The sequence below is a fragment of the Sphingobium sp. ba1 genome, assembly GCF_000743655.1.
Classification (GTDB): Bacteria; Pseudomonadota; Alphaproteobacteria; order Sphingomonadales; family Sphingomonadaceae; genus Sphingobium.
In genome coordinates, this window is the sequence record NZ_JPPQ01000069.1 from 38,634 (window position 1) to 54,540 (window position 15,907).

Annotated in this window: 17 protein-coding genes and 1 pseudogene; 11 read left to right on the forward strand and 7 right to left on the reverse strand. The window is 61.2% G+C overall.

Going from position 1 to position 15,907, the window contains the following annotated elements:
- From IL54_RS24565 to IL54_RS03240, 4 genes are all read right to left on the reverse strand, one after another.
- Positions 1–617 (reverse strand): MAE_28990/MAE_18760 family HEPN-like nuclease (locus IL54_RS24565; protein ID WP_237748771.1); only part of this gene is annotated, 617 nt, incomplete at its 3' end.
- Between the two features lie 34 nt (positions 618–651).
- The gene (locus tag IL54_RS03230) at positions 652–1,761 is read right to left on the reverse strand and encodes a DUF262 domain-containing protein (RefSeq protein WP_037477711.1); all 1,110 of its coding nucleotides are present in this window, start codon (positions 1,759–1,761) and stop codon (positions 652–654) included.
- 367 nt (positions 1,762–2,128) lie between these two features.
- Positions 2,129–3,490, reverse strand: coding sequence for a methyl-accepting chemotaxis protein (locus IL54_RS03235; RefSeq protein ID WP_037477713.1), 1,362 nt, complete (start codon positions 3,488–3,490; stop codon positions 2,129–2,131).
- Positions 3,491–3,567: 77 nt separating this feature from the next.
- A complete protein-coding gene (locus IL54_RS03240; RefSeq protein ID WP_037473210.1) occupies positions 3,568–5,100 on the reverse strand; it encodes a fumarate hydratase in 1,533 nt (510 codons plus the stop codon).
- Between the two features lie 535 nt (positions 5,101–5,635).
- Between IL54_RS03240 and IL54_RS03245 the strand changes: the two genes are divergently transcribed.
- The 3 genes from IL54_RS03245 to IL54_RS03255 all read left to right on the forward strand — a co-directional run bounded on the left by IL54_RS03245 (position 5,636) and on the right by IL54_RS03255 (position 9,508).
- Positions 5,636–7,579 carry a ribonucleoside-diphosphate reductase subunit alpha gene (locus IL54_RS03245; protein ID WP_237748772.1) on the forward strand — a complete coding sequence of 648 codons (1,944 nt, stop codon included), beginning with the start codon at positions 5,636–5,638 and terminating at the stop codon, positions 7,577–7,579.
- 62 nt (positions 7,580–7,641) lie between these two features.
- The gene (locus tag IL54_RS03250; protein WP_037473212.1) at positions 7,642–8,688 is read left to right on the forward strand and encodes a ribonucleotide-diphosphate reductase subunit beta; all 1,047 of its coding nucleotides are present in this window, start codon (positions 7,642–7,644) and stop codon (positions 8,686–8,688) included.
- A 196-nt stretch (positions 8,689–8,884) separates the two neighbouring features.
- Complete coding sequence (locus IL54_RS03255) at positions 8,885–9,508, forward strand: glycine zipper 2TM domain-containing protein (RefSeq protein ID WP_037473215.1); 624 nt, start codon at positions 8,885–8,887, stop codon at positions 9,506–9,508.
- Positions 9,509–9,530: 22 nt separating this feature from the next.
- Here IL54_RS03255 and IL54_RS03260 read toward each other — a convergent pair whose 3' ends face one another.
- A complete protein-coding gene (locus IL54_RS03260) occupies positions 9,531–10,052 on the reverse strand; it encodes a thermonuclease family protein (protein WP_156106101.1) in 522 nt (173 codons plus the stop codon).
- 144 nt (positions 10,053–10,196) lie between these two features.
- Between IL54_RS03260 and IL54_RS03265 the strand changes: the two are divergent.
- Positions 10,197–10,629 (forward strand): annotated as a pseudogene (locus tag IL54_RS03265) (globin domain-containing protein).
- 4 nt (positions 10,630–10,633) lie between these two features.
- Here the strand turns inward: IL54_RS03265 and IL54_RS03270 are convergent.
- The gene (locus IL54_RS03270) at positions 10,634–10,924 is read right to left on the reverse strand and encodes a hypothetical protein (RefSeq protein ID WP_037473218.1); all 291 of its coding nucleotides are present in this window, start codon (positions 10,922–10,924) and stop codon (positions 10,634–10,636) included.
- A 167-nt stretch (positions 10,925–11,091) separates the two neighbouring features.
- On the opposite strand from IL54_RS03270, the gene IL54_RS03275 reads away from it, so the two are divergent.
- Genes IL54_RS03275 through IL54_RS03295 form a run of 5 tightly spaced genes read left to right on the forward strand, consistent with a single transcriptional unit; the run spans position 11,092 to position 14,038 of the window.
- Positions 11,092–11,472, forward strand: coding sequence for a RidA family protein (locus tag IL54_RS03275; RefSeq protein WP_037473220.1), 381 nt, complete (start codon positions 11,092–11,094; stop codon positions 11,470–11,472).
- Between the two features lie 6 nt (positions 11,473–11,478).
- A complete protein-coding gene (locus IL54_RS03280; protein WP_037473222.1) occupies positions 11,479–11,835 on the forward strand; it encodes an ArsC family reductase in 357 nt (118 codons plus the stop codon).
- Positions 11,836–11,873: 38 nt separating this feature from the next.
- Positions 11,874–12,872, forward strand: coding sequence for a glycerophosphodiester phosphodiesterase (locus IL54_RS03285; RefSeq protein ID WP_443211260.1), 999 nt, complete (start codon positions 11,874–11,876; stop codon positions 12,870–12,872).
- Between the two features lie 40 nt (positions 12,873–12,912).
- Positions 12,913–13,341 carry an RrF2 family transcriptional regulator gene (locus IL54_RS03290; RefSeq protein WP_037473224.1) on the forward strand — a complete coding sequence of 143 codons (429 nt, stop codon included), beginning with the start codon at positions 12,913–12,915 and terminating at the stop codon, positions 13,339–13,341.
- A gap of 37 nt (positions 13,342–13,378) precedes the next feature.
- Positions 13,379–14,038: an MBL fold metallo-hydrolase gene (locus tag IL54_RS03295; protein WP_037473226.1), complete on the forward strand. Its 660-nt coding sequence runs from the start codon at positions 13,379–13,381 to the stop codon at positions 14,036–14,038.
- Positions 14,039–14,041: 3 nt separating this feature from the next.
- Here IL54_RS03295 and IL54_RS03300 read toward each other — a convergent pair whose 3' ends face one another.
- Positions 14,042–14,473, reverse strand: coding sequence for an MAPEG family protein (locus IL54_RS03300; RefSeq protein ID WP_037473227.1), 432 nt, complete (start codon positions 14,471–14,473; stop codon positions 14,042–14,044).
- A 208-nt stretch (positions 14,474–14,681) separates the two neighbouring features.
- Here IL54_RS03300 and rpmF point away from each other — a divergent pair, with 208 nt between their 5' ends.
- Together rpmF and plsX are read left to right on the forward strand one after the other, a co-directional pair.
- Positions 14,682–14,861 carry a 50S ribosomal protein L32 gene (gene rpmF, locus IL54_RS22120; RefSeq protein WP_006957677.1) on the forward strand — a complete coding sequence of 60 codons (180 nt, stop codon included), beginning with the start codon at positions 14,682–14,684 and terminating at the stop codon, positions 14,859–14,861.
- Between the two features lie 66 nt (positions 14,862–14,927).
- Positions 14,928–15,907, forward strand: a 980-nt coding sequence (gene plsX / locus IL54_RS22645) for a phosphate acyltransferase PlsX (protein WP_237748936.1), incomplete at its 3' end; no start/stop codon positions are given.

The following is a 15,907-nucleotide window of genomic DNA, read 5'->3' on the forward strand; positions in this document are numbered from 1 at the left end:
TACACCGCCCTGTAAGAAGCCAATATTGCTGCGTTTTGAATGTCAGTTTTGAATGCCCGCATTAGACTGACAACCGTGTCGGCAATATCCCTCCACTCTCTTGCGTTTAAATCTAGATATTCACCATGGGCAACCTTGTTGCGCCTTTTTAACAAGCTTTCGTCAATTAAATTATAGTAAGGTGAATAATGATCGTCATTTAGGCCGATAGAACGAAGTATATTCTGGAATACTGAAGAACTTAAATTCGATTCAGTATCTATCGCGTTCTCTAGATTGAAACTAGCGTTGTCACCGAGCCGCTTTTGAATAAATCCTAGCGCCTCTGCTGACGCTAAGGCCTGCTTTGAAGCGGCCAATGTATCGAGCCTACCTCGCAACCCCAAAATAATGAAACATGGCTTCAGATCCTCAAATCGAAGGCCGCGCGTGGATACATATTCTGCATAAGAAATAGAAGCCGCTTTAATGAACCCTTCCCAATGAGCGTACAAAAGTGCGATACTAGCGCGAACAAGTGTAGCTTGTGACAGGGATTTTGCAGATCCTATACTTGTTTTAAGATTTAGAATCTCTTTTATGCGCCACCCCAGTTCTCGGTCGAGGGCGTCTTGCAAATGATCCTGCGATCGAATCTTTGCCACCCGCACGTCACTCCGGTTTGAGGAAATCTTCGGCCATTGGCAACAGATTGACGAGGCGGGTCGTGCCCCTCGTTCCGCCTCCCGAATTTGCCTTGAATACCTCGTTATCCCAAAGCTTCTTTGCCTTGTCGATTAAGAATGCATCGCGATCAACGGCTTGCATCTGATCCAGCGCTTCGATGTTTTTTGAAACGCCGAATGCAATTACTTCAAATACCGACATCAAAAATTTGCCTTTGAAGTTGGTACCGTCCCAACGTTTGAATGCGCTATCGCCAAGAGCATGGTCCAGATATTCAAATGTTTTGCGAAAAACCGCTGCTTCACTGGCCGCATCGAAGTTTTCATTAGACGCGATTTCAAGAAGAGCTTTGTCTAAATACTCATGAACGTCGAGGCCCTTGAGGTATGGCACATTCCGAAATGCCAGAAAACGGAGCGCAAGTTCAACACTCGCTTGCGACTCCACCGCAGACTCAGTTTGGGCACTAGTTCTCACAAAGTTAGGATTATTTGACATCGTGACTAATGCGTCAAAAAATGTCTTGTTTACCATAACGGCTACACAGTTTCTGACTTCTTGTTCGGTTAGGCCGGCACCGCCAGTATTTAAACGCTGGAAAAGCTCGTATTTTGCTTTTGCATCACTTTCCATTTTTAGAATTTCGACCCGAACCCTGGCGCGTTTGATTTGTAACTGCTGGGCCGAGCCAATTCCGTCGTCCGAATCTGGACTTGATGGCTCCCACAGCTTACCTGCAAGGCTGGGGAGGAATTGGGTACCTTCCAGAATGAGTGGGCCAAGTTCTTCGGCGCGCTCCCCAGTGAGCAAACGAGTGAACTGAAAAACCGTCGACAAACGTTGTAGCCCGTCGATCAACTCCCAAATGCCGTCAGCATCTTGGAACACAAAGATGGGAGGTATTGGGATACCTAGAAGAAGAGATTCGATAAATCGCGTTTTGCGGGTTTGATCCCAGCGGAAGAGGCGCTGAAAGGCGGGATCGATCTTCAGTTCCTTGTCCCTGTAAAGGTTCATCACTTCGCCGATCGACATATCGTAGCCGTCCGAAACAATCTCGGTGCGGGCCGCTTTCACCTCATCTTCAAGTGCCACAAATCCTCCATCGGTGAGCCAATGGACACTTAGCATGGGTAAAGCGGTTAGCAAAATCTCCTTGTCAGAAGGTTGCAAATGCTCGCAGCTTCACCCAGCGCTGTGTGGGCGAACGCGGCCAGTCCGTGGCCACCCAAAACACCCCTGTCCTACATCCCCCAATCCATGCGATGCTCCCCCGCTCTTTCTCGCCGTCCGTCCCCCTCGTCCCCGCGCGCCCATAACCGCACGCACCCCCACACTTCGCAAAAATTCTCCTATTGCGAAATCGACGTCACTCGTCCGTTCGCGCGCAATTGCGTGGCCTGCGATGGTGTGAACTTCACAGATTTGGCAAGGGCGCGGCGGCCGCTTTGCCGGGCTGCGCTTAGCCCTGGTCCTGATAGGCCATTTGCAAAATGCCCCAGTGCCGCCCCTTCACATGGATCGACGCGATCACCTGTTTGAGCAGCAGCACGTCGCCGCTGGCGGTCAGGCGGCGATAGGCTTTGATGCAGAAGGGCTGGGTGGTCCGCGCCTGTTCGCGCGTGTCGGGAAAGTCGAAGATCAGCCCCTGCCGCGCATGTTCCGCATTCCATACGTCGTCACCCGGCCGCTGCGGCTGCGCGCGTTCGGGCATGGCGACCGCGCCATAGGCGTTGCGGTCGGTGAAGGTCATGCCGAACAGCCCGGTAAAGCCGCGCGCCCGTTCCTGCTGCGCGCGGGCGACGGGCAGGATCACCGCCTGCACGGGATGCGTATATTGCGGCGGGTTGGTGCCGGGGATCGGCGCATAATCATCGCTGAAGATCGCCGCTTCGCTTGCCTCACCGCGCTCGATCGCCCGCTCGATCGCGTCCGCGACCTTTTGCGCCGACTGCAGGCTGAAGCGGATATAGGGCGAGTCTGGAATATCGACCCCGCTTTCGGCCAGATATTGCAGCAGCATGTTGGTGTCGCTGCTAGCGGTCGACACGCGGCCCGACAGCCGTTGCAGCCCGTCGGCATTGTCGCTCGACGTGCTGGCCAGCGTCGCGATGCCGGTGCGGATTTCGCCCGCGGACCCGACCATCGACGCGATCCGCCGCGCCACCGTCTCGCTGTTGCTCGACAGGTCGAGCATCAGCGCGGCGAGCCGTTCGACCAGCGTTTCGATATTGCGCGTGTCCGACTGGGCGGTGCGTGCGGTCTGCGCGCCCTGGGTAATGCTGGCGAGCATGCCGCCCGCCTCGCCGGTCAGCGCCGCGATCGACTGTTCGATCGTCTGGGTGGCGGCGGCGGTTTCCTGCGCCAGTTTCTTGACCTCGGCCGCGACTACGGCAAAGCCGCGCCCCGCATCGCCCGCCCGCGCCGCCTCGATCGTGGCGTTGAGCGCCAGCAGGTTGGTCTGGCTCGCAATGCCGCTGATCATGCTGGTGACATGGGCGACGGTGCGCAGCGCCTCGCCAAAGCCGTCGAGCCGCGCATGGATGTGGCTGACCTGGTCGATCAGGTCGACGAAATTGCTGTTGGCGGCGGAGAGCTGGCGGCCCGAATCATCGATGATGGCGCGCGCCGCGATCGCCTGTTCCCGCGCATCCTGCCCGGCCAGCGCCACGCTGTCGCCATCGCGCGACAATTGCCCCGCCGCGCCGCTGATCGCCTCGATCATCTGCGCCTGCTGCGTGACCCGGTCGGCCAGTTCGCTAATGTCGGCCTGCAGGTCGAGCGTGCGGATGCCCAGGTCGCCCGACAATTTGGCGACCTTCATGACCGCTCTGGCGACGGTTCCGATGTCTGCGATATTCCCCATTTCCATGGGGGTATCGCAGCATGGTGAAGGAAGCGTTAGCGCGCGCTCACACCCCCTTCCAGCAAGCCTTCGCGCTTGATTTTTTCCTGCCAGACCAGCGGGGCGAGGTGGTGGACATTCTGGCCTTCGCTGTCGACCGCGACGGTCACCGGCATGTCCGCCACATCGAATTCGTAGATCGCCTCCATGCCAAGGTCCTCAAAGCCGACGACCTTGGCGCCCTTGATGGCGCGCGCGACCAGATAGGCCGCACCGCCGACCGCCATCAGATAGGCGCTCTTATGCTTGGCGATGGCGGCGGTCGCCGCAACGCCGCGCTCCGCCTTGCCGACGCAGCCCAGCAGGCCTTGTTCCAGCATCATGTCCATGAAGCTGTCCATCCGGGTCGCGGTGGTGGGACCGGCCGGGCCGACCACTTCGTCTCCGACCGGATCGACCGGGCCGACATAATAGATGACGCGACCCTTGAAATCGACCGGCAGGCTTTCGCCCCGGCTCAGCATATCCTTGATCCGCTTGTGCGCGGCGTCACGGCCGGTCAGCATCTTGCCGTTCAGCAGCAGCCGGTCGCCATGCTTCCAGCTTTGCACGACTTCGGGCGTCAAGGTGTTGAGGTCGACGCGGATCGCTTCCTTGCTGGGCGTCCAGTTGACGTCGGGCCATTCGGACAGCTTGGGCGCTTCCAGATAGGCGGGGCCGGAGCCGTCGAGCGTGAAATGCGCGTGGCGCGTCGCGGCGCAATTGGGGATCATCGCCACGGGCTTGCCCGCCGCATGGCAGGGATAGTCGTAAATTTTGACGTCGAGGATGGTGGACAGGCCGCCCAGACCCTGCGCGCCGATACCCAACGCATTGACCTTGTCGAAAATCTCGACCCGCATCTTCTCGATGTCGGTCTGTGGTCCGCGCGCCTTGAGTTCGCCCATGTCGATGGGCTCCATCAGGCTTTCCTTGGCCAGCGCCACCGCCTTTTCCGCGGTGCCGCCAATGCCGATGCCCAGCATGCCGGGCGGGCACCAGCCGGCACCCATTTGCGGGATCATGTCCAGCACCCAGTCGACGATCGAATCGCTGGGGTTCATCATCTTGAACTTGGTCTTATTCTCCGACCCGCCGCCCTTGGCCGCGACGTCGATGACGACCTTGTTGCCTGGCACCATCTCGACCGACAGGACGCAGGGCGTGTTGTCCTTGGTATTCTGGCGGGTGAAGGCGGGGTCGCGCAGGATCGAGGCGCGTAGGCGGTTTTCGGGGTTGAGGTAAGCGCGCCGCACGCCTTCATCGATGACGTCCTGCATCGACCGGCTATTATCGTCCAACCGGCATTCCATGCCCCATTTGACGAAGACATTGACGATGCCGGTATCCTGGCAGATCGGGCGATGCCCCTCCGCGCACATGCGGCTGTTGGTCAGGATCTGCGCAATGGCGTCCTTGGCTGCCGGGCTTTGCTCCGCCTCATAGGCTTTGCCGAGCGCGCGGATATAATCCATCGGGTGATAATAGCTGATGAACTGGAGCGCGTCGGCCACGCTCTCGATCAGATCGGCGGTTTTGATGAGCGTCATCTACCCTAGTCCCCATATCTGCGGCCCGGTCCTGCACGGCGGGTTCCTGCTTGGGCTGGGGCTATACGCATCCCCGTTCTCAAGTCCAGTGTAGGCAGACAGGTACATAGGTGCGAAGCCCGACTCCGGCCGCGCACGCATTTGCGTGGCAAGCCCCTATATATTTTTTTGGGGCCATGCTCCCCCTTGCCTTTTGCGGGGGGCAGGGAAGTCCATGCGTCGCGGCGTTGCGACAGGCAAAAGCGGCGATGAAATGAATCGGGCGAGCGACGAACGGAGTCTCTAAACGGTCATTTACCCTCTTGCGTCCCAAAGGGGCTATGGCACTATCCCTTGTATCGGGTTAACGGGGGTCACCCAACAGATTGTGATTGCGTCGCGGAACCTGGTTTCGCTTGAAGGGCATTTTGTCCGTGCGATCGCGGTCTTGCGGGCCTCGTTCCGGTCCCGGCACGAAACGGTTTGCGGCGGATGCGCGACTGGACGGCGCGGGGCTTGACCGAATCGAACGGAACAGGAACATTCGGGGGCTGAGATGGATTTTCGAGATAGCGGACAAGGTGGTACTGGCGACGTGGCGACTGTGATGGATGAAGTGTTGGACGCGGTAGCGGCAACGAATAAGGCGGCTCCGGCCAAGGCGCAGCCCAAGGAGGCGGCACCCCTGACCTCCTCGACCGTGGTGGAGCGTCGCTTCGACATCGTGACCGATGCGTCGCGCGATGCGTTGCTGACCGAATTCGGCAAGGATACGCTGAACGACCGCTATCTGCTGCCCGGCGAATCCTATCAGGATCTGTTCGCCCGCGTCGCGTCGGCCTATTCGGACAATCAGGACCACGCCCAGCGTGTCTATGACTATATCTCCAAACTCTGGTTCATGCCCGCCACCCCGGTCCTGTCCAATGGCGGCACCGGACGCGGCCTGCCGATCAGCTGCTATCTGAATAGCGTGGACGACAGCCTGGAGGGAATCGTCAACACCTGGAACGAGAATGTCTGGCTTGCCTCGCGCGGCGGCGGAATCGGCACCTATTGGGGCAGCGTGCGCGGCATCGGCGAGCCGGTGGGCCTCAACGGCAAGACCAGCGGCATCATTCCTTTCGTCCGCGTGATGGACAGCCTGACGCTGGCGATCAGCCAGGGCAGCCTGCGTCGCGGTTCGGCCGCCTGCTATCTCGACGTGTCGCACCCGGAAATCGAGGAGTTTCTCGAAATCCGCAAGCCCAGCGGTGACTTCAACCGCAAGGCGCTCAACCTGCATCATGGTGTCCTTTTGACCGACGAATTCATGGAAGCCGTGCGCGACGGCCGTGAATTTCATCTGCGCAGCCCCAAGGACCAGTCGATCCGCTCCACCATCGACGCACGCGCGCTGTTCCAGAAGCTGGTCGAAACCCGGTTGGCGACCGGCGAGCCCTATATCGTGTTCAACGACACGGTGAACCGCATGATGCCCAAACATCATCGCGACCTGGGGCTGAAAGTCTCGACGTCGAACCTCTGCTCGGAAATCACCCTGCCGACCGGGCGCGATCACCTTGGCAATGACCGCACGGCGGTCTGCTGCCTGTCGTCGATGAACCTGGAAACCTGGGACGAGTGGAAGGACGAAAAGCTCTTCGCCGAAGACATTATGCGCTTCCTCGACAATGTGTTGCAGGATTATATCGACCGCGCCCCGCCCGAAATGGCGCGCGCCAAATATAGCGCCAGCCGCGAACGCTCGGTCGGCCTTGGCGTCATGGGCTTCCACAGCTTCCTCCAGGCGCGCGGCATCCCGTTCGAGGGTGCGATGGCCAAGTCGTGGAACCTGCGCATGTTCAAGCATATCAAGGGCCAGGTGGACGAAGCCTCGATGCAGCTCGCCATCGAGCGCGGCCCGTGCCCGGACGCCGCCGACCAGGGCGTGATGGAGCGTTTCAGCTGCAAGATGGCGATCGCGCCGACCGCGTCGATTTCCATCATCTGCGGCGGCACGTCGGCTTGCATCGAGCCGATCCCGGCCAATATCTATACGCATAAGACGCTGTCGGGCAGCTTCTCGATCAAGAATCCCTATCTTGAAAAGCTGCTGATCGAGAAGGCGAAGGACAGCAATAATGTCTGGAACTCGATCCTCGAACATGGCGGTAGCGTCCAGCATCTCGACTTCCTGAGCCAGGAAGAAAAGGACACGTTCAAGACCAGCTTCGAGATCGACCAGCGCTGGCTACTCGAACTCGCGGCCGACCGCACCCCCTATATCGATCAAGCGCAGTCGCTGAACCTGTTCATCCCGGCCGATGTGGAAAAATGGGATCTGCTCATGCTCCACTTCCGCGCGTGGGAACTGGGCATCAAGTCGCTTTATTATCTGCGGTCCAAATCGGTCCAGCGCGCGGGCTTTGCCGGTGGTGTGGAAGCCGACAACACGATCGACGCGCCCAAGTTCGAGATCGAAAGCACGGACTATGACGAGTGTCTGGCCTGTCAGTGATTTTGTGAGCCTCTCTCCCAAAGAGGAGAGAAAGGCCAATATAGATTTCCCGGAGTTACCCCATGTCTCTTCTTCAAGCCTCCAAGCAATATAAGCCGTTCGAATATCCCTGGGCCTACGACTTCTGGAAGCGTCAGCAACAGCTGCACTGGCTGCCGGAGGAAGTCCCCTTGGGCGAGGATTGCCGCGACTGGGCGCAGAAACTGTCCGATCATGAGCGCAACCTGCTGACGCAGATCTTCCGCTTCTTCACACAGGCCGACGTGGAAGTGCAGGATTGCTACCACGAAAAATATGGCCGCGTGTTCAAGCCCACGGAAGTCAAGATGATGCTGACCGCGTTCAGCAACATGGAAACCGTGCATATCGCGGCTTACTCGCACCTGCTCGACACGATCGGCATGCCCGAAAGCGAATATAGCGCCTTCCTCCAATATAAGGAGATGAAGGATAAGCATGACTATCTGCAGCAGTTCGGCGTCGATACCGACGAGGATATCGCCCGTACCCTGGCGATGTTCGGCGGCTTTACCGAAGGCCTGCAGCTCTTTGCGTCCTTCGCGATGCTGATGAACTTCCCGCGCTTCAACAAGATGAAGGGCATGGGCCAGATCGTCACCTGGTCGATCCGTGACGAGACGCTGCATTGCGAGGGCATCATCAAGCTGTTCCACGCCTTCTGCGCCGAACGTGGCTGCCTGACCCCCGCGGTCAGGGAAGATATCATGGATATGTGCCAGAAGACGGTGCGGATCGAGGATGCGTTCATCGATCTGGTCTTCGAAATGGGGCCGGTTCCGGGCATGACGGCGAAGGATATTAAGAAATATGTCCGCTACATCGCCGACTGGCGGCTGGGCCAGCTTGGCTTCAAACCCATCTACATGATCGAAGAGCATCCGCTCCCCTGGCTTAGCCCGCTGCTCAACGGCGTGGAACATGCCAATTTCTTCGAAACCCGTGCGACGGAATATTCAAAGGGCGCGACACGCGGCCAGTGGAACGACGTGTGGGACGCCTTCGACCGTCGCAAGACCCGCGCCGTGCCCGCCAATGCGGATGAGGTGGACCCGGACATGTTCAAGGCTGCGGGGATCGCGGCAGAGTAAAAGGCTGCGTCATCAGACGATCTAAAATCTCAGGATTAGGTAGGGCAGGGCGCTGGTAAGCGCCCTGCCTTTTCATTAGCAGCGCGGTTATCCGACCGAACCGGGGATGAACGGCATGTTTTGTTCCGTTCATGCAACATCCTGTACGCCTTGGGGTTCTGACTGCAGAGACACGACCCCAGGGAAGGACCCGCTCATGACATTCACCTTCAAACAGGCCATTGCCGCCTTGTCGCTCGGCGCGATGACGCTGACGGGCCTGGCTGCGACGCCCGCCTTTGCGCAGCCGGGCCGCGACAATCGCGAACGGCGTGAGGATCGCCGCGATGACCGGCAGGAGCGTCGTGCCGATCGCAAGGATGACCGTCGCGACAACCGCCAGGATCGTCGTGCCGACCGTCGCGATGATCGGCAGGACCGCCGGGTGGATCGTCGGGATGATCGCCGCGACTGGCGTCAGGATCGTCGGAACGACCAGCGCGTGACCTATCGCCGCCCCGGTCGTCCGGTCTACAGCTATGACTGGAACCGCCCCGACCCGCGCTATGGCCGCAGCTATCGGCCCGATCGCTATTATCGCGGCGGCTACCAGCCGATCCGCGTCGATCGCCGCACCCGCATCTATCGCGGCTATGACGACCGCTATTATTGCCGCCGCTCGGACGGCACCACCGGCCTGATCGTCGGCGCGGCGCTGGGTGGATTGCTCGGCGGCCAGATCGACCGGGGCCAGTCCAACATCGCCGGTATCCTGATCGGTGGTGGCGCGGGCGCGCTGCTGGGCCGCGAAATCGACCGTGGCGGCGTGAACTGCCGCTAACAGGAGAATAGGGGCGCTGCGTTCAACACCAGGGACGCCGCGCCCCGTCCCATTCCCGTGCCAGCCCTTCGGCCACCAGCATCCCGCCGATCGAGTTGCCGCCGCGCGTCACGACCCGCAACGACCGGCCATAGCGATCCACATCGCGATCCACGCTTTCCAGCGTGAAGGGACCGGCATTGAGCAAGACTTGCAGCCGCTGCGTGGCCTGCGCGCCCAATGCACCCTCGGCGGCGCAGCGCGGCCCATGGGTTTCGGGCGTGTCGATGTCGGCGATCCGATATTTCGCGCCCTTGAACCAAAATGTGTCGCCATCAACGACGCAATCAGTCCCGCCGCCGCTGTGGCAAAAGCCGAACTGCGCCGATAGCGTATCGCTGCTTTGACTTTGCCCGGTTACTGGAATCGTCGGCAGCGTTCCCCGCTCGATCCACTCCGGTCCATACCAGCCCAGCAGCAGCCCCAGACATAGGATATAAATGAAAGATGGGCCGCTGATGGCCCCGCTGCGCCGGTTGTTGCGCCCATATGCCTGTCTTGCCATCGGGCGAGCCTAGGTGGCCAACAGCAAATGACAGGTTAAAGTGCGACCATCTTCGCGCCGATCCGGCGCGATTTGACCGGGATCAAGGACAGGGCGCGCGCCAACGCCATGCTGAAAGGGTTATCCGAAACGGAGCCATCTCCCATGAACGCAGCCGCGCCGCCCAGCCCCTATGCCCGCATCGGCGGCGAACCCGCCGTTCGCGCCATCGTCACCCGCTGTTCGCGCCATCGTCACCCGCTTTTACGATCTACTGGAAGAGGACCAAGCCTATGCGGACCTGCGCGCCGTCCACGCCGCAGACCTTGGCCCTGTGCGGCACGGCCTGACCCGCTTCCTGACCGGCTGGCTGGGCGGCCCGCGCGACTGGTTTGAGCGCGGGCCGTGCATCATGTCGCTGCATCGCGCCTTTCCGATCACCCCGGCGTTGGCGGATCAATGGGCGATGGCGATGACCTGCGCCATTGCAGCGCAGGACGATATCGATCCCGCCATTGCCGATTCGATGACGCAGGCGCTGGGCCATATGACGCGGGGCATGATCAATTTGGGGCTGGACGACAGCGCCGCCGCCTGACGACTTACTCGTCGTCTTCGGTCGTCCCGAAGGCGTCATCCTCATCGTCCATCTGCGGCTCGCCCGCATAGGCATCCATGTCGATCCGGCCCGACCGGTTCATGTCGTTCATCCGCTCGACCAGGTCGGGCACATCGTCGGGAATGATCTGCGCCGGATTGGCGTGGCCGCCCCGCTCGCTATCTTCCGACGGATCGGTCGCGCGCGCTTGCGCGTCGGCGGCGACGTCCTGCGCCTGCGTGCCCGCATCGGCCTGTTCGCTATTGTCTTCCGTGTCGGGGGTAGGGCGGTCCATGGCCGGTCTCCTTATAGGGATTGATCGCTCTTCAACGGTCGGCATCGCGGCGCGTTCCCCGGAAACCACTGGCCCCGGAAACCACTGGCCCCGGAAACCACTGGACAGCGCCGGGCTGAAAGGCCAAAGGCCCAAGCGATCCTTTTCGCACTGCAACAGGAATCTTCATGCCTCGCCAGCTCATTTCGTCCGGCTCGCCCTTCGAGGCGCAGGTCGGCTATTCGCGCGCCGTCGTCCAGGGCGACTGGTGCTTCGTCGCCGGAACCACCGGGACGGACCCCGAAACGAAGGTGATGCCCGACAGCGTGGCCGATCAGGCCGCCAATGCGCTCAAGGTCATCGGCAAGGCACTGCATGACGCAGGTTTCTCGTTTGCTGACGTAGTGCGCGTCACTTATTATATCACCGACCCGGCTTATTGGGACGATCTGGGCCAGGCGACCGCGCCGGTGTTCGGGACGATCCGTCCCGCCGCCAGCTGCGTCGTCACCGGCCTCATCAAGCCGGAAATGAAGATCGAAATCGAAGTCACCGCCTTCAAAGGATAAGTCGCCATGATCACCATGTACGGCATCAAAAATTGCGACACGATCAAGAAGGCCCGTAACTGGCTGGACAATGAGCGCGTTCCCTACAGCTTCCACGACTATAAGGTTTCGGGCGTGGATAAAGCCAAGCTGGAGGAATGGGTCATGGAACATGGCTGGGAAACCATCTTCAACCGTTCCGGCACCAGCTTTCGTGCGCTCGACGCAGGGGACAAGGCGCATATCGATGCGGACAAGGCGATCCTGCTGATGATCACCAACCCGTCGCTGATCAAGCGGCCGATCCTCGACACCGGCAAGGGCACGATCATCGGGTTCAAGGCCACCACCTACGAAAACGCGCTGCAAGGCGTTTCGGCTTGAGGGGCGGGGATGTGGTGCGGATCGGCTTGTTGCTGTTGATGAGCCTCATCCCCCTTTCTGCCGCGCGGGCCGATCCGCTGATCATCGCCCATCGCGGTGCCAGTGGAGAGCGGCCCGAACATACGCTCGCCAGCTATGAGCGCGCCATCGACCAGGGCGCGGACTATATCGAGCCGGATCTGGTGCTGACCAAGGACGGCGTTCTGGTCGCCCGGCATGAAAATGAGATTGGCGGCACCACCGATGTCGCCGACCATCCCGAATTTGCCGATCGCAAGACGAGCAAGACGATCGACGGCATCGAAATGTCGGGCTGGTTCACCGAAGATTTCACCCTTGCCGAACTGCGCACCCTGCGCGCCCGTGAGCGGTTGCCGGACCTGCGCACTGCCAACAAGCGGTTCGACGGCCTCTATCCGATCCCCACTTTCGAAGAGATAGTGCAACTGGTGCGCGCGAAGGAGGCCGAGAGCAGCCGCCGCATCGGCCTGTATCCCGAAACCAAGCATCCGAGCTATTTCGCCGGGCTGGGCCTGTCGCATCAAGGGCCGCTGCTCGATCTGCTGAGCCGCTATGGCTATCAGACCGAGGTCGACCCGGTTTTCATCCAGTCGTTCGAGGTCGGTAATCTGAAAGCGATCCGCGCCACCTCGCGCCTGCGGCTCATTCAGTTGGTGGATGCAGAAGGCGGCCCTGCCGACCTGCCCGGCACCAGCTATGCGGATATGCTCACCGTTCAGGGGCTGACCGATATCGCGGCCTATGCTGATGGGATCGGGCCGTCGACGGCGCTGGTGATCGCACCCGAAGGGGCGACGGCGCTCGTCGGTCGCGCGCATGATGCGGGCTTGCAGGTCCATGTCTGGACGATGCGGATGGAAAACAGCTTCCTGCCGTCCCAATATCAGCGGCTCGACGATCCGCAGGGGCTGGGTGATTTTACGGGCTATGTCCGCGCCATCGCTGCCACCGGGGTCGACGGCCTGTTCAGCGACTTTCCGGGTCAGGCGCGGGCGGCGCTGACGCCCGCGCGTTGAGCGGGTTGTAAAATCGGCCGAGGGGGCGAATAACGACGCTATGTTGTCCCAGAAGACCCGTTACGCCATCCGCGCGCTGCAACATCTTGCCGATCGCTACCGCCAGGGTCCGGTGCCGCTCGGCGAGATTTCCACACGCCAGAACATCCCCGCGAAATTCCTGACCGTCATCCTCTCCGAATTGTCGCGCGAAGGGCTGGTCGCGACCCAGCGCGGGCGGGACGGGGGCTATTGGCTGGCGCTGGCACCCGTTGATATCAGCTATGGCGACATTGTGCGGATGACGCGCGGGTCGCTGGCGTTGACCCCCTGCGCCAGTCGTTTCGCGCATGAAAGCTGCACCAACTGTCTGCCCGAATCGGAATGCCGCCTGCACCGCGTAATGCTGCGCGTTCGCGATGAGACCGCCAAGGTGCTGGACAGCATCAGCCTGGCCGAGCCCTTTGCCGCGCTGGACGAAGCGGTCTAGCCTTGCGCCTGCCGCGCCGCTTCGCCACATCGGGGGCATGACGACACCTCCGCTCAAAGCCATGCTGATCCCGGTCACCCCGCTCCAGCAGAATTGTACCCTCTTTTGGTGTACCCAAACCATGCGCGGTGCCTTCGTCGATCCGGGCGGCGACTTGCCCGTGCTGAAACGCGCGGCGGCGGAGCAGGGGGTCACGATCGAGAAATTGCTCGTCACTCATGGCCATATCGACCATTGCGGCCAGGCAGGGGTTTTGGCCCGCGACCTTGGCGTGACCATCGAAGGACCGCATGAGGATGACCGCTTCTGGATCGAGCGCTTGGCCGAAGACGGCAAACGCTGGGGCGTGCCGGGCGAGAGCTTCGAGCCTGATCGCTGGCTGCAGGACGGGGACCAGGTGACCGTCGGCAACCTGACCTTCGACGTCATCCATTGCCCCGGCCATACGCCGGGCCATGTCGTGTTCCACCATGCGCCGAGCAAACTCGCCATCGTCGGCGACGTGCTGTTCCAGGGATCGATCGGCCGCACCGATTTCCCGCGCGGCAATCATCAGGATTTGATCGACGCGATTACCGGCAAGCTGTGGCCATTGGGGGGCGACACGGCCTTCGTCCCCGGCCACGGCGCGATGAGCAATTTCGCCCATGAGCGCCGCACCAACCCCTTTGTCGCCGATTCGGTGCTGGCTGGCTAGAGCCTATACCTGTGCCGCCAGTGCGGGCGGCACAGGCCTTTCGCGCGTGGCGGTGTAGGCGATCGTCAGCGCCGTGATCGCGAGACCCACCATCACCAGCCAGGTGACCAATGCGCCAACGGCCCGCCAGACGGTGGGCTTGTCCGCATCCATGCCAAAGCCATGCGACACGCGCGCCAGCACATAGACCAATGCCGCGATGGACAGCCATAAGGAGCCGCCCACCGCCAGTTCGACGAGGGCGAACAGGATCAGCACGATCGGCGTATATTCGATGAAGTTGGCCTGGGCGCGCATCCGCCGCGCCAGTAGCCCGCTGCCGCCGTCGCCATGCAGCACCTTGTCCTTGGCGCGGAGCCGGACGCAGCGAATCGCCAGCCACAGGTTGAGCAGCGCGCAGGCCGCGGCAAAGGTCAGCGTGATCGGCAAAGCCATGAAAATTCCCCCGTTGCGGTAGGGCTTCAGTCTAGGGCGCGGGGCGCGATCGGCAAGGAAGGACTTGCACCCCGAACAAAAACCGCTATAGGCGCAGGGCTTCGCGATCACCCGGGCCGCATGGGTCTGCGGCGCCTTGTGGCGTCTGCGTCTCCATCGGAAACCGGCCAGTCGCACAACCAGATAATTTACGGAACAAGGTGCCGACATGGCTGTCCCCAAAAGGAAAACGTCCCCCTCCAAGCGCGGCATGCGCCGTAGCCACGATTCGCTGCGCGTCGAAGCATTCCAGGAATGCTCCAACTGTGGCGAACTCAAGCGCCCGCATAATCTGTGCGGTGCCTGTGGCCATTATAACGGTCGCGAAATCGTCGCCGTCGGGGCGTAAGCCAGTCTCGATCTCCGCAAAGGGGTGATCAGCGTGTCCAGGCAACCGCGAATCGCAATTGACGCGATGGGCGGGGATGAAGGCGTGCGTGTGATGATCGCGGGTGTTGCACTCGCGCGTCACCGGCACGATGGACTCCTTTTCACCCTGTTCGGTGACGAAGCGCGGATCAAGGCCGCGCTCGACAGCCACCCTAATTTGCGGGCCGCATCGGACGTTGTTCATGCCGCTTCGGTGGTCGATGGCGCGGACAAGCCCGGCGTCGCGATCCGCAAGAAGGACAGCTCGATGAGCATGGCCATTGCGGCCGTGAAATCGGGTCAGGCCGGGGCGGCGGTATCGGCGGGCAATACCGGCGCGCTGATGGCGATGGCGAAAGTGGCGCTGCGGACCATGCCGGGCGTCGATCGCCCTGCGCTGGCCGCGATGCTGCCGACGCTGGGCGACAATGACGTCATCATGCTCGACCTGGGCGCCAATACCGAATGCGACGCGCGCAACCTCGTCCAGTTCGCTGTGATGGGCGCGGCCTATTCGCGCATCGCCTTCGACCTTGAACGGCCGCGCGTGCGCCTGCTCAACATCGGCACCGAGGATCTCAAGGGCACGGACGAGATTCGCGACGCCGCCGCCATATTGCGCGCCGCCGACACCCTGCCGCTTCAGTTCGATGGTTTTACCGAGGGCGACAAGATCAGCCGCGGTGATACCGACGTGATCGTGTGCGACGGTTTTTCGGGCAATGTCGCGCTCAAGACGGCGGAGGGCACCGCCCGCTTCGTTACCGACGTGCTGCGCAAGGCGTTCACCAGCTCGATCCGCTCGAAGGTCGGCTTCCTGATCTCCAAGCCTGCCATGCACCTGCTCAAACATCATCTCGACCCCAACAACCATAATGGCGCGGTTTTCCTGGGCCTCAACGGCGTCGTCGTGAAAAGCCATGGCAGCGCCGATGCCAAGGGCGTGGCCAATGCGGTCCATGTTGCCGCGCGGCTGCTGGAAGAGGATATCACCCGCCGCATCGCCGCCGATATGGCGGGCATTGC